General features: G+C 53.5%; 12 protein-coding genes, 1 tRNA gene and 2 rRNA genes. 4 read left to right on the plus strand and 11 right to left on the minus strand.

Features of this window, described 5'->3' with window-relative positions; translation table 11 throughout:
• The 3 genes from rrf (PGR29_RS12570) to rrf (PGR29_RS12580) form a co-directional block, all read left to right on the plus strand.
• Positions 1-86 (plus strand): 5S ribosomal RNA (rrf, locus tag PGR29_RS12570); the annotation flags it as partial.
• A gap of 14 nt (positions 87-100) precedes the next feature.
• Positions 101-176: transfer RNA gene (locus tag PGR29_RS12575), tRNA-Thr, on the plus strand.
• A gap of 37 nt (positions 177-213) precedes the next feature.
• A 5S ribosomal RNA gene (gene rrf / locus PGR29_RS12580) occupies positions 214-329 on the plus strand.
• 578 nt (positions 330-907) lie between these two features.
• On the opposite strand, the gene PGR29_RS12585 is transcribed toward rrf (PGR29_RS12580), so the two are convergent.
• The 3 genes from PGR29_RS12585 to PGR29_RS12595 all read right to left on the minus strand — a co-directional run bounded on the left by PGR29_RS12585 (position 908) and on the right by PGR29_RS12595 (position 5,669).
• The gene (locus tag PGR29_RS12585; RefSeq protein WP_015369447.1) at positions 908-1,129 is read right to left on the minus strand and encodes a hypothetical protein; all 222 of its coding nucleotides are present in this window, start codon (positions 1,127-1,129) and stop codon (positions 908-910) included.
• 276 nt (positions 1,130-1,405) lie between these two features.
• On the minus strand, positions 1,406-4,516 hold the full coding sequence (locus tag PGR29_RS12590) for an efflux RND transporter permease subunit (protein ID WP_087859146.1): 3,111 nt from the start codon (positions 4,514-4,516) through the stop codon (positions 1,406-1,408).
• 13 nt (positions 4,517-4,529) lie between these two features.
• Entirely contained in the window at positions 4,530-5,669 is a 1,140-nt protein-coding gene (locus PGR29_RS12595) for an efflux RND transporter periplasmic adaptor subunit (protein WP_113375052.1), read from the minus strand.
• A 356-nt stretch (positions 5,670-6,025) separates the two neighbouring features.
• On the opposite strand from PGR29_RS12595, the gene envR reads away from it, so the two are divergent.
• A complete protein-coding gene (gene envR, locus PGR29_RS12600) occupies positions 6,026-6,682 on the plus strand; it encodes an acrEF/envCD operon transcriptional regulator (protein ID WP_113375051.1) in 657 nt (218 codons plus the stop codon).
• An 85-nt stretch (positions 6,683-6,767) separates the two neighbouring features.
• On the opposite strand, the gene fis is transcribed toward envR, so the two are convergent.
• The 8 genes from fis to aroQ all read right to left on the minus strand — a co-directional run bounded on the left by fis (position 6,768) and on the right by aroQ (position 13,396).
• Positions 6,768-7,064, minus strand: a complete 297-nt coding sequence (gene fis / locus PGR29_RS12605; protein ID WP_000462905.1) for a DNA-binding transcriptional regulator Fis — start codon at positions 7,062-7,064, stop codon at positions 6,768-6,770.
• A gap of 24 nt (positions 7,065-7,088) precedes the next feature.
• Positions 7,089-8,054, minus strand: a complete 966-nt coding sequence (gene dusB, locus PGR29_RS12610) for a tRNA dihydrouridine synthase DusB (RefSeq protein WP_015369451.1) — start codon at positions 8,052-8,054, stop codon at positions 7,089-7,091.
• 358 nt (positions 8,055-8,412) lie between these two features.
• Positions 8,413-9,294 (minus strand): 50S ribosomal protein L11 methyltransferase, encoded by an 882-nt coding sequence (prmA, locus tag PGR29_RS12615; RefSeq protein ID WP_316424659.1) that lies wholly within the window; start codon positions 9,292-9,294, stop codon positions 8,413-8,415.
• Positions 9,295-9,305: 11 nt separating this feature from the next.
• Entirely contained in the window at positions 9,306-10,757 is a 1,452-nt protein-coding gene (gene panF / locus PGR29_RS12620; RefSeq protein WP_087859165.1) for a sodium/pantothenate symporter, read from the minus strand.
• A complete protein-coding gene (locus PGR29_RS12625; RefSeq protein WP_087859166.1) occupies positions 10,747-10,989 on the minus strand; it encodes a DUF997 family protein in 243 nt (80 codons plus the stop codon). Before PGR29_RS12625 ends, panF begins: the two co-directional genes overlap by 11 nt.
• A 110-nt stretch (positions 10,990-11,099) precedes the next feature.
• Positions 11,100-12,449 (minus strand): acetyl-CoA carboxylase biotin carboxylase subunit, encoded by a 1,350-nt coding sequence (accC, locus tag PGR29_RS12630; RefSeq protein WP_015369455.1) that lies wholly within the window; start codon positions 12,447-12,449, stop codon positions 11,100-11,102.
• Between the two features lie 10 nt (positions 12,450-12,459).
• Positions 12,460-12,921: an acetyl-CoA carboxylase biotin carboxyl carrier protein gene (gene accB / locus PGR29_RS12635; RefSeq protein WP_015369456.1), complete on the minus strand. Its 462-nt coding sequence runs from the start codon at positions 12,919-12,921 to the stop codon at positions 12,460-12,462.
• Positions 12,922-12,943: 22 nt separating this feature from the next.
• Positions 12,944-13,396: a type II 3-dehydroquinate dehydratase gene (gene aroQ / locus PGR29_RS12640; RefSeq protein ID WP_015369457.1), complete on the minus strand. Its 453-nt coding sequence runs from the start codon at positions 13,394-13,396 to the stop codon at positions 12,944-12,946.
• Positions 13,397-13,538: the final 142 nt, after the last annotated feature.

The raw sequence follows: 13,538 nt of genomic DNA on the forward strand, positions 1-13,538 counted from the left end.
GACCCCATGCCGAACTCAGAAGTGAAACGCCGTAGCGCCGATGGTAGTGTGGGGTCTCCCCATGTGAGAGTAGGGAACTGCCAGGCATCAAATTTAGCGTGCTGATATGGCTCAGTTGGTAGAGCGCACCCTTGGTAAGGGTGAGGTCCCCAGTTCGACTCTGGGTATCAGCACCACTTTTTAGGTTAAAGTTCGGCACTTGTAAAGAATTTGCCTGGCGACGAGAGCGCGGTGGTCCCACCTGACCCCATGCCGAACTCAGAAGTGAAACGCCGTAGCGCCGATGGTAGTGTGGGGTCTCCCCATGTGAGAGTAGGGAATTGCCAGGCATCAAATAAAACAAAAGGCTCAGTCGAAAGACTGGGCCTTTTGTTTTATCTGTTGTTTGTCGATGAGCGCTCTCCGGAGTAGGGACAAATCCGCCGGGAGCGGATTTGAACGTTGCGCAGCAACGGCCCGGAGGGTGGCGGGCAGGACGCCCGCCATAAACTGCCAGGCATCAAACAAGAAGAACCCCGTACCGGAAGGTGCAGGGTTTTTTGCTGTGTGGCGTCTATCTCCCCGGTGGCGCTGCGCTTACCGGGGCTACAAAAATCGTAGCCCGAGAAAGGCGCCTCGCGCCGCCCCCGGGGAAAGCGACCATATCAATATAAATGAAAGGCCCAGTCGTGTGACCGGGCCTTTCGTTTTTGTCTTTTGCGGCCAGACGCGCCGCCAGATCCCCGGTGGCGCTGCGCTTACCGGGGCTACAAAAATCGTAGCCCGGGAAAGGCGCATCGCGCCGCCCCCGGGGAAAGCGACCATATCAATATAAATGAAAGGCCCAGTCGTGTGACCGGGCCTTTTGCCTTTCAGGGGAATAAGCCGACAGGGATACCTCCCGGCTGAGCATTATGGCGAGGAATCGCTAACGAGTAAGCGCCACGATACCTAACGTGAGACCGGCAACCGCTGCGGCACCACCGGCGATCGCGCCAGCTGTTTCCCAGTTATCCTGTGTTGTGCCTTTTACACAGGTGTTGGTATGCACCAGTCGGCCCTGCGAGTCATAGACAGGCACGCACGGGGAATCATGGGCACAGCCAGCAAGCAACGTTGCTAACAATGTCACTAATATTAATTTTTTCATGGTATTACCTCTAAATAACCGTTTGCTGTCAACGATGTCAACACATAACGGAATAGCTTATTTTACCATCGCAATGACCCAGGCCTGGAAGGGGAAATAATCTCAAATTATGAGCAGTGTAAATATCGTGAAGAGAAATGAGAAATAATGAAGAAAATATGCAGAGGGGGATATTTCAAGGCGTTAGTCGGAGATGAAAAATTAATATTTCTACTAACTTGTTGTTCTGATAGAAATAAAAAAGGCGCCGCGTGGCGCCTTGATAATTATAGTCGATTATTCTGCGTGGCGGGTAAAGCGACGCCTTACGACCACAAAGAACACCGGCACGAAGAAGATGGCCAGCAGCGTTGCGGTAAGCATACCGCCCATCACACCGGTACCGACAGCGTTTTGCGCGCCGCTACCAGCTCCATGGCTAATCACTAATGGCATGACCCCGAGAATAAAGGCTAATGAAGTCATTAATATAGGGCGCAGACGCATACGAGATGCTTCCAGGGTCGCCTCAATAATGCCTTTGCCTTCTTTATCCATAAGATCTTTAGCGAACTCGACAATAAGAATAGCGTTCTTCGCAGATAAACCAATAGTGGTTAATAGGCCGACCTGGAAATAAACGTCATTATTCAATCCTCTAAGCGAAGCTGCTAATAATGCGCCGATAACCCCTAATGGCACAACCAGCATAACTGAGAATGGAATAGACCAGCTTTCATAGAGTGCAGCCAGGCAGAGGAAGACGACTATCAGCGAAATAGCATATAGCGCTGGCGCCTGGTTGCCTGAGAGACGCTCCTGATAGGACATGCCGGTCCAGTCATAGCCAATACCCGTAGGTAGTTTACTGGCCAGTTGCTCCATCAGCGCCATCGCTTCCCCGGTACTCTTGCCCGGAGCAGCTTCGCCGAGGATCTCCATCGAAGGCAGGCCGTTGTAACGCTCAAGGCGCGGAGAACCATATACCCAACGTGAGGTGACGAATGCAGAGAACGGTACCATTTCACCGTTAGAACTGCGGACATACATATTATTGATATCACCCGGCAGCATACGGAAGCTGGCATCGGCTTGAACGTAGACCTTTTTCACGCGGCCGCGGTCGATAAAGTCATTCACATAGTAGCCGCCAAGCGCTGCCGAGATCGTTTCGTTAATATCGGATAGTGAAACGCCCAGCGCCTGCGCTTTCTCTTGATCGACGTCGAGTTTAAACTGCGGCGTATCCTCAAGGCCATTAGGGCGAACACGTACCAGTTGAGCCGGATGTTGTTTTACCATCCCCAGAAGCTGGTTTCGGGCCTGGGTCAACTGTGTGTGTCCTAAACCGCCCTGGTCAATCAGTTCGAAGTCGAAACCAGTCGCGGTACCTAATTCGATGATGGCCGGCATGTTGAACGGGAAGACCATCGCATCTTTAATCTGGCCAAAGGCGGCAGTGGCGCGTTTGATAATGGCTTCGACACCGTTTTCCGTACCGCTGCGCGCTTCCCACGGTTTCAGGCTAACGAAGGCCATACCGGAGTTTTGGCCCTGTCCGCTGAAGCTAAAGCCGTTAACGGTGAACACGCTTTCAACGTTAGCTTTCTCTTTCTGCAGATAGTAGTCAGTGACGGAATCAAGCACCTTCTGCGTACGCTCCTGGGTGGCGCCTGCGGGCAGTTGGATCATGGTCAGGAACACGCCCTGGTCTTCATCAGGTAAGAATGATGTCGGCAGGCGGACAAACAGTACGGCCATGCCGATAACAATCAGCAGATAGATAACCAGATAGCGCCCGGTGCCGCGCAGGATCCCGCTTACGCTGTTGGTGTAGTGGTTAACGCTTTGGTCAAACCTGGCGTTAAACCAGCCGAAGAACCCCTTTTTGCCATGATGGTCTGCGGATGCTGGTTTTAACATGGTTGCGCACAGCGCCGGGGTCAGTACCAGCGCGACCAGTACAGACAGCGCCATCGCGGAAACGATAGTGATGGAGAACTGACGATAAATCGCCCCGGTCGAGCCGCCAAAGAAGGCCATCGGGACGAATACCGCCGAGAGCACCATGGCGATACCAACCAGCGCCCCCTGGATCTGCTCCATTGATTTCTCGGTGGCTTCAACGGGGGAAAGCTTCTCCTCGACCATCACGCGCTCGACGTTCTCCACCACCACGATGGCATCGTCGACCAGTAGCCCTATCGCCAGCACCATGCCGAACATGGTTAGCGTGTTGATGGAGTAGCCGAACATCGCCAGTACCGCAAAGGTGCCCAACAAAACCACCGGCACGGCAATCGTCGGGATAAGCGTTGCACGGATGTTCTGCAGGAATAGATACATCACGAGGAAGACGAGGATAATGGCTTCAAACAGCGTTTTAACCACTTCGTGAATGGAGATTTTAACGAACGGCGTGGTGTCGTAGGGATAAACAACTTTCATCCCTTGCGGGAAGAAGGGCTGCAGCTCGGCAAGTTTCGCTTTAATCGCCGTAGCGGTATCTAACGCATTGGCGCCGGTCGCCAGTTTAATCCCCAAGCCAGAGGCGGGTTTGCCGTTAATACGGGCGACAACGTTATAGTTCTCGCCGCCCAGTTCAATACGCGCGACATCCTTCAGGCGAACCACGGAACCATCGGCGTTAACCCGCAGGGTGACTTTACCGAACTCCTCCGGATCTTTCAGGCGAGTCTGGGCAATGATCGAGGCGTTGAGCTGTTGACCTTTAACCGACGGCGTACCGCCAAGCTGCCCGGCGGCAATCTGATCGTTTTGCACCTTCAGTTGGTTGATAACATCGACCGGCGTGAGGTTATATTTATTCAGCAAGTTGCCGTCAAGCCAGATACGCATGGCATATTGCGCGCCGAACAATTGCACATCGCCCACGCCGTTAAGGCGGCTAATAGGGTCCTTGATGTTAGAGGCAACGTAGTCGGAAATATCATCCTGGGTAGTGTTTGGGTTATCAGAGATAAAACCGGCAACCAGCAGGAAGCTGCTGCTGGATTTCTCAACGCTAATACCTTGCTGTTGTACTTCCTGCGGCAGTAGCGGCGTCGCCAGCTGCAGTTTGTTCTGTACCTGTACCTGCGCGATATCCGGATCGGTGCCGGATTCGAAAGTGAGCGTGATGGTCACGCTACCGGATGAATCACTGGTAGAGGACATGTACATCAGATTATCGATACCATTCATATTCTGTTCGATAACCTGGGTAACGGTATCCTGCACGGTTTGCGCATCCGCGCCAGGATAGGTTGCCGAGATGGCTACCGCGGGCGGCGCGATCGTGGGATATTGCGCGATAGGAAGCTGCATGATGGCAAGGCCACCGGCAATCATCATGATGATTGCCAGCACCCACGCAAACACCGGTCGATGAATAAAGAACTTAGACATAGCGATTCATACCTTATTGTGCGGCAGGGGCAGCGGTATCTTCCGTCGTCTTCACGGTGATGCCCGGGCGAACCTTCTGTAATCCACTGACGATGACTTTGTCGCCGTTTTGCAGACCGCCGGTGATTAACCATTTATCGCCGATCGCCTGTGCGGCGGTGACTTCACGGTTTTCTACCTGGTTCTGCGCATTGACGATCATCACCGTGGCATCGCCGCGTGGCGTGCGGGTAACACCCTGCTGCGGTACCAGAATCGCCTGCGGATTGACGCCTTCATCGATACGGGCGCGGACAAACATGCCCGGCAGTAGAGTGTGTTGCGGATTAGGGAATACCGCGCGTAGGGTGATGGACCCGGTGCTTTCATCGACGGTCACGTCAGAAAATTGCAGCGATCCCTTCAGGGAATAGGGTTGGCCATTTTCCATAATCAGCTGCACGCTTTTACTGTCATCACCGCGCTGCAGGCTTTCCTGTTTCAGGCGCATAAAATCGTTGCTGGACTCGGTTACGTCGACATAGATCGGATCGAGCTGCTGCACCGTCGCCATGGCGTCCGCCTGGCCGTTGGTCACCAGCGCGCCTTCGGTCACGGTGGATTTACCAATCCGCCCGTCGATGGGCGAAGTCACTTTGGTGTACGCCAGGTTGATACGGGCGCTTTCGACCGCGGCTTTAGCCGCCACGACGTCGGCATCGGCCTGACGCGCGGTCGCGACGGCCTGATCGTATTCCTGCTGACTGATATACTGAGTTCCAAGCAGAGGGACATAGCGTTTCACCGTCAGATGGGCGATAGCCGCCGCGGCTTCGGCTTTCGCCTCGTCGCCTTTGGCGCTATTCCAGGCCGCCTGATAGGTGGCTGGGTCGATTTGATAGAGCGATTCACCGGCCTTGATATCGCTGCCCTCGACAAAGTTGCGTTTCAGGATAATGCCGCTGACCTGGGGGCGAACTTCAGCGACGCGAAAAGCAGAAGTTCGCCCCGGTAGTTCGGTAGTCACAGAAAGCGGTTCGCTGTGCACCACATGCACGCTAACCTGAGGCGCTTGTGGCTGTGCCTGTTGATCGCCTGAATTATCACAACCGGTAAGCAACAAGGCGGAGATAATTAAGCTGGATAAAAGAGAAACTCTGGCATGACTCGTCATTGCTGTTCCTTATAGATTACGGGCCGGATAGGGCGGCGAATCTGCGAAGAAATAATGAATATTAAAGCGGTTCGTTATCCTACAAATAAACACCGGTGGATGTAAGAAATAGTTATTTTTGAGCAATGAACAAGGCACGCAAAAACAAAAAACAGGCAGTTGGTTTAGTTCGCTTCTCTTTAATATTGCTTCCGTGAATGTGTTTTGTATTTATATTTGTCGTGTGTATTGTATTTCCTCGAAATTAAATATTCGTATCTGCATTTTTGCTAAATAATATTTTCTTTGGAATGCTAAATTGACAGATGTATCAGTCAATTCTGTATTCACCGTTAGGTTGCGAGTGGGAAAAGGTTATGGCCAGAAAAACCAAAGAGGACGCATTAAGAACGCGTCAACTCCTGATTGAGTCCGCTATTCAGCAGTTCGCACAGCGCGGCGTCACCAATACCACTCTCACTGATATCGCCGACGCCGCTGGCGTCACGCGTGGGGCGGTGTACTGGCATTTTTCCAGCAAGGCTGAATTGTTTAATGAGATGTGGCAGCAGCAACCGCCGCTCAGAGAGTTACTGCCTCATCAGCAGTGGGAACTGGATAACCAAAATCCGTTAACCGGGTTACGTAAAAAATTTATTACCGGATTGCAATATATCGCTGAGAATCCCCGGCAGCAGGCACTATTACAGATTCTTTATCATAAATGTGAGTTCGCCAGCGATATGTTACCGGAAACGGAAATTCGCAAGCGAATTGGCTTTAATTACGCGATAGTCCGTGACGTACTACAATGCTGTGTCAGAAACAGACTATTACCAGCTGAAACAAATATCGAAATTACGTTGATTATATTACACGGGGCTTTTACAGGAATTATTAAAAACTGGTTAATGGATCCTGAACAATTCAATCTCTATCAGCAGGCGCCCGTGCTGGTAGACAATATTATGTCGGCGTTATCGTTGCAGCAACCTGACCATAGCGGGTGGCCGATGGCTGCCGTGGGGCAGTAATTCCGTATAAAAACTCAGGCCATAAAAAAAGGCGCTTCCCCATGCCGAAGAGCGCCTTTTTAATTCAGCAATTCACTGATTAATATCAGTTCATGCCGTATTTTTTCAGTTTCTTACGCAGAGTACCGCGGTTGATACCCATCATCAGGGCAGCGCGGGTCTGATTACCACGGGTGTATTGCATCACCATGTCCAACAGTGGCTGTTCAACTTCAGCCAATACCAGCTCATACAGATCATTAACATCCTGACCATTCAGTTGAGCAAAATAGTTCTTCAGTGCCTGTTTAACCGAGTCACGCAGGGGCTTTTGAGTTACCTGATCCTGAGAGTTAACGGTAGAAACGGTCAGTACGTCAGAATTTACGCGTTGTTCGAACATAGTTCTGTCAGCTCTTTATTTCTATTACGCAAAATTTTCGAAGTATGCCTCCAACGCCTCCAGCTGTTCGCTGGCATCCTCAATGGCGTTGAATGTGCGCCGAAACTGGTCATTTGGAGCATGCTCCTGGAGATACCAGGAGACGTGTTTACGCGCGATTCGGTACCCTTTTGCCTGACCGTAAAAGTCATGCAGTTCCCGAACGTGCGCGCAAAGCAAGCGCTTAACCTCTGCCAACGGCAGGGGGGGCAGCAACTCCCCAGTGTCCAGATAATGCTGGATTTCCCGAAAGATCCAGGGTCTTCCCTGAGCCGCACGGCCTATCATGAGAGCGTCAGCCCCCGTGTAGTCGAGCACGGCTCTGGCTTTAAGCGGGTCAGTAATGTCGCCATTCGCGATAATCGGAATGGAAACTTTCTGCTTAACTGCCCGAATACTGTCGTATTCAGCTTCTCCGTTAAACAAGCAGGCGCGAGTGCGTCCGTGAATAGTCAGAGCCTGAATGCCACATTCTTCAGCCAGTTGGGCAATCTCTACACAGTTACGGTGTTCCGGTTCCCAACCGGTGCGAATCTTGAGAGTCACCGGAACGTCCACTGCCTTGACGACCGCGGTCAGGATTGACTTCACCTGATCGGGATACTGCAAGAGGGCTGAACCAGCGAGCTTACGATTCACCTTTTTAGCCGGGCACCCCATATTGATATCAATAATCTGGGCGCCGCTTTCCACGTTAATACGGGCGGCCGCGGCCATCTCTTCCGGTACGCTACCGGCGATTTGCACGGTACGAATACCGGGCTCATCAATGTGCACCATCCGTAACCGGGACTTGTCGCTCTCCCATACCTGCGGGTTGGAGGACATCATCTCGGAGACGGTTAAACCTGCTCCCATCTCGTAACACAGCGTCCTGAATGGTCTGTCAGTGATGCCAGCCATAGGTGCTGCGATCAGGCGATTTCTGAGCTGGTGGTGTCCGATGCGCATGAGTTAAGAAATGACCATACTGTGACTGCAAGGCGGCGTATATTACGCATTTTTTGCGCGAGATGAAAGGCCAAACTTTGACCAATCCTCTGTTACAGATCAATGAATCCAGGAGTAACGTAATAGCCGTGAATAAATTATCATATTAATCATTACGTTATTAACAACTGGATAATTTGTGTCCAATTATAAAATCACAAAACTTCTCGATTTTTCTGAGATGAAGGCGATACGAGACGGGATAAAACGCTGTTTTTGTAGCCAAAAAAGGGCATCGTAATGCGATCCGGCTCTCATTTCCTGGCAATATTCGACGGTTACTGGAAACAAAAATGCGGCCCGTAGGCCGCAGTCTCACTTAATTTTTCCGGCCGGTAATCCGGCACCACTCCTCTTTCTCCACCACCGGGTCAAGGGTGAAGAGCGGAGCGTAGGCTTCGCAGACGCTTTCCGCCTGGCTTGCCAGGATTCCGGAAAGGCCCAGCAGGCCGCCTGTAACCGGCAGCACGCTGATTAACGGGGCCAGCTCACGCAATGGGCCCGCCAGGATGTTTGCGACCACCACATCGGCTTTCATGGCTTCTGGCTGATCCTGCGGCAGATAAAGTTCAAGACGGTCGGAGACGCCGTTGCGCTGGGCATTATCACGACTGGCCTGAATGGCCTGCGGATCGATATCAATACCGATAGCTTTGGCGGCGCCGAGCTTCAGCGCGGCGATGGCCAGGATGCCGGAACCGCAGCCAAAATCGATAACCGTTTTGCCCTGCAGATCGAGGCCGTCGAGCCACTGCAGACACATCGCGGTCGTCGGGTGAGTGCCGGTACCAAAGGCCAGTCCAGGATCAAGCATCACGTTGACCGCATTCTCATCAGGAACATCGCGCCAGCTCGGGCAAATCCACAGTCGTTCGCCAAAACGCATCGGGTGGAAGTTATCCATCCACTCACGTTCCCAGTCTTTATCTTCCAGTTGTTCAATTTTATGCGCGAAGCCGGCGCCGAGCAGCGGATGCTGCTCAAGGATAGCAACCGCTTCGTTCATGTCGCTTTCCGCATCGAACAGGCCGATAACGTCGGTATCTCCCCATAAACGGGTTTCACCCGGCAGCGGCTCGAACACCGGCGTGTCGTGGGTGTCCTGGAAGGTAATCGAGACCGCGCCGGCCTCCATCAGCGCGTCGCTCAGTTCTTCCGCGTGAGCGCCGGTCGTATTCAGTTTTAGTTGGATCCAAGGCATGGCAAAACTCTTTATTTATCAGTAGTCATAATAGGGGCTGGCGGTACGGGCTGGCCGAAACGGTTCCCGACGACAAAAGCCAACAAACTTAGCAGCAGCGAGGGCACGATAGGATGGAAGCCCAGGTACTGAATATTAAACGTCGCGAGCACGGCATACAGTACGCCGCCGACTAACATCGCGCTGAGCGCGCCGGCAGCATTTGCCCGCTCCCAGTAAAGGCCCAATACCAGCGGCCATAAGAACACCGCTTCCAGGCCGCCAAAGGCCAGCAGATTAAGCCAGATAATCATTTCCGGCGGCCGCCAGGCGGCCAGCATCATGAGTATGCCCAGCACTAAAGTGGCGATCGTTGAGATCCGCTTCAGCTTCTGCTCATTACGCTTTTTCGTCGGCTGAGCGCTGAGCCATAGATCTTTAATGATCGTAGCCGATGCCTGCAGTAAATGGGCGTTAACGTTAGACATAATCGCGGCCATCGGCGCCGCTAAAAACAGCCCAGCGGCCCACGGCGGCAGCACCTGAACCATTAACGTCGGGATCACCTGATCGGGCACGGTGAGGCCCGGCAGGACGGCGCGGCCAAGAGCGCCGGCGAGATGCATACCGAACATCAGTATCGCTACTACGATAGTGCCAATAACGATCCCGCGGTGTACGGCCTTACTGTCTTTATAAGAGATACAGCGTACGGCGGTATGCGGCAAGCCGATGACGCCGAAACAGACCAGCACCCAAAACGAGGTCATAAAGGTTGGCGTGAGGATATCATCCGCGCCGTGGGGCGATACCAGCTGCGGATCGATTTGCTGGAGCGTGTCTACCGCCTGATGCAGGCCGCCGGCGGCATGGACGACGCCAACCAGCAGGACGATCGTTCCGATCAACATCACCATCCCCTGCATCGTATCGTTGAGTACGCTGGCGCGGAAGCCGCCAAAAGCGGTGTAGAGCGCAATCGTGATGCCAAATATCAGTAGTCCGGTTTCGTACTTGATCCCGGCGGCGGTTTCCAGCAGGCGCGCGCCGCCGATAAACTGCACCGCGATGGCCCCAACAAAGGCCACCAGCAGACTGACGCTGGCAATCCATACCACCGCGCGGCTTTGGTAGCGCGCCTGCAACATATCGTTAAGGGTAATGGCGTTGTAGCGGCGCGCCAGGATCGCGAACTTCTTGCCGAGGATCCCGAGAGAAAGCCAGATCGTCGGTACCTGGATCATCGCCAGCAGTACCCAGCCCAGCCCATATTTGTACGCGGCGCCGGGGCCGCCGATAAACGAGCTGGCGCTAATATAGGTAGCGGTGAGGGTCATGGCTAATACAAAACCGCCCATCGATCGGCTGCCGAGGAAGTACTCGCTAAGGAAGTTCCCGGTACTGCGTTTACGCATCGCGTAAAGAGACAGCCCGAAGACCACAAACAGATAAGCGATCAGCACCACGATAATCTCAAGCTGCATCGTTATCCTCCAGAGAGATATCACGGAAGATAAAGCGCACCATCGCCCAGCACAGCAGGATGAACAGCAGCGGCACCAGCAGGCAGGCCAGTTCAAACCAGTGCGGCAGGCCGGTAAAGCCGATACCGACGCCCGGTAAATAGGCCGCAGCCAGCCAGGCGGCAAGATAGAGAAGGGTCAGCCACAGCGCCCAGCGCGCTTCTTTATGGGCCTGAACAAATCTTTTGTCCATTTTTTGTCCCTTGAGGATGAAGAAAGCGGGGATTGTACCGCATGGAAAAGTCGAGGGGAGAGAAAAAGAAAAAAGGCCGGATTATCCGGCCTTTTGCAGCGAGTACAGGATTATTTTTCCTGCAGTCCGAGTTTTTTCTCCAGATAGTGGATATTGGTGCCACCATGCTGGAAGTTCTCGTCGCTCATAATGCGCATCTGCAGCTCTACGTTGGTTTTGATGCCATCGATGATCAGTTCCTGCAGCGCATTCTTCATGCGGGCAATCGCCACATCACGGCTTTCGCCGTAGCAGATCAGTTTGCCGATCATTGAGTCATAGTACGGCGGTACGGTGTAACCGGCGTAGATATGAGACTCCCAGCGCACGCCAAAACCGCCCGGCGCGTGGAAGCGGGTAATTTTACCCGGGCTCGGCAGGAAGGTGTTCGGGTCTTCGGCGTTGATACGGCATTCTACCGCATGGCCGCGAACCTGCACTTCTTCTTGCTTGATAGACAGCGGCTGACCCGCCGCGATGCGCAGCTGTTCTTTGATCAGGTCAACGCCGGTGATCATTTCGGTAACCGGGTGTTCTACCTGGATACGGGTGTTCATCTCAATGAAGTAGAACTCGCCGTTTTCGAACAGGAACTCAAAGGTACCCGCTCCGCGGTAGCCGATATCCACACAGGCTTTCGCGCAACGTTCGCCGATGTAGCGACGCAGTTCCGGGGTAATGCCCGGCGCCGGCGCTTCTTCGACGACTTTCTGGTGACGACGCTGCATGGAGCAGTCGCGTTCCGCCAGATAGATAGCGTTGCCCTGGCCATCCGCCAGCACCTGAATCTCGATGTGACGAGGATTTTCCAGGTACTTCTCCATATAGACCATGTCGTTGTTGAAAGCCGCTTTCGCTTCCGCTTTGGTCATGGAGATGGATTGCGCCAGTTCAGCGTCGCTGCGCACGACGCGCATGCCGCGACCGCCGCCGCCGCCGGAGGCTTTGATGATAACCGGATAGCCGATACGTTTGGCATGCGCGCGGTTAGCGTCCATGTCGTCGCCCAGCGGGCCATCAGAACCTGGAACAGTCGGGACGCCAGCTTTCTTCATCGCGGTGATAGCGGACACTTTGTCGCCCATCAGGCGGATGGTGTCGGCTTTCGGGCCGATGAAGATGAAACCGGAACGTTCAACCTGCTCGGCAAAGTTAGCGTTCTCGGAGAGGAAACCGTAACCCGGGTGAATCGCTACCGCGCCGGTGATTTCCGCCGCACTGATGATAGCCGGGATGTTCAGATAGCTTTTTACGGACGGAGCCGGGCCGATGCAGACCGTCTCATCCGCTAATAATACGTGTTTTAAATCGCGATCCGCGGTGGAGTGCACAGCAACGGTCTTGATGCCCAGTTCTTTACAGGCACGCAGGATGCGCAGTGCGATCTCGCCACGGTTAGCGATGACAATTTTATCCAGCATGTTCGCCTCGTTACTCGATGACAACCAGCGGCTCGTCGAATTCTACAGGTTGGCCGCTTTCGATCAGAATGGCTTTAACCACGCCGGCTTTGTCGGCTTCGATCTGGTTCATCATTTTCATCGCTTCTACGATGCACAGGGTGTCGCCCACGTTAACTTTCTGACCGACTTCCACAAAGGCTTTCGCGTCCGGGCTCGGGGTGCGGTAGAAAGTACCGACCATCGGGGAACGTACGATGTGACCACTGATTTCCGCTTTCGCTTCAGCGGCAGGTGCTGCTGCCGGCGCTGCGGCGGCTGGCGCCTGAGGCTGGGCGATTGGCGCAGCATAGGCTTGCTGCATTACCGGATAGCTAGCAGCAGGCGCTGCACGGCTGATGCGTACAGACTCTTCGCCTTCAGAAATTTCCAGTTCGGAGATGCCTGATTCTTCAACCAGCTCGATCAGTTTTTTAATCTTACGAATATCCATGAGTGGGTTCCGTACTCTTTGTTTAGTGTGTTTGTGACAGGCGTTTGACCGCCGTCTGTAAAGCGTATGAATAGCCGTCCGCACCTAATCCGCAGATCACGCCCGAGGCGACATCAGACAGATACGAGTGGTGACGGAACGGCTCGCGCGCATGCACGTTGCTCAGGTGGATCTCGATAAACGGGATACTCACGGCAAGCAGCGCGTCGCGGATGGCCACGCTGGTATGCGTAAACGCGGCCGGATTGATCAGGATATAGTCCACAGAGTCTTTAGCCTGATGAATTCGGTCGATGAGCGCGAACTCCGCATTGGATTGCAGGTGGTCGAGCGTCACGTTTAGCGCTTCCGCTTCTGCGGTTAAACGGTTAACAATTTCTGCCAGCGTTAGCGAACCATACTTCTCGGGTTCACGGCTGCCGAGCATATTAAGGTTTGGTCCGTTCAAAAGCAAAATGCGAAACTTGTCAGCCATTGTGCAGCTATCTCCTGCTAACCTCGGGTAAAAAACAAAATATACCTTCGATACGCGCTTGTCACCTTTTCAGGGTTCGAAAACCCCTTCAGGAAAACCAAAGTCGCACATTATAACGATTTCGTAGCAATTGGCAGCTAAA

It is taken from the genome of Klebsiella sp. 141203 (assembly GCF_032601985.1).
GTDB classification, from domain to species: domain Bacteria; phylum Pseudomonadota; class Gammaproteobacteria; order Enterobacterales; family Enterobacteriaceae; genus Klebsiella; species Klebsiella aerogenes.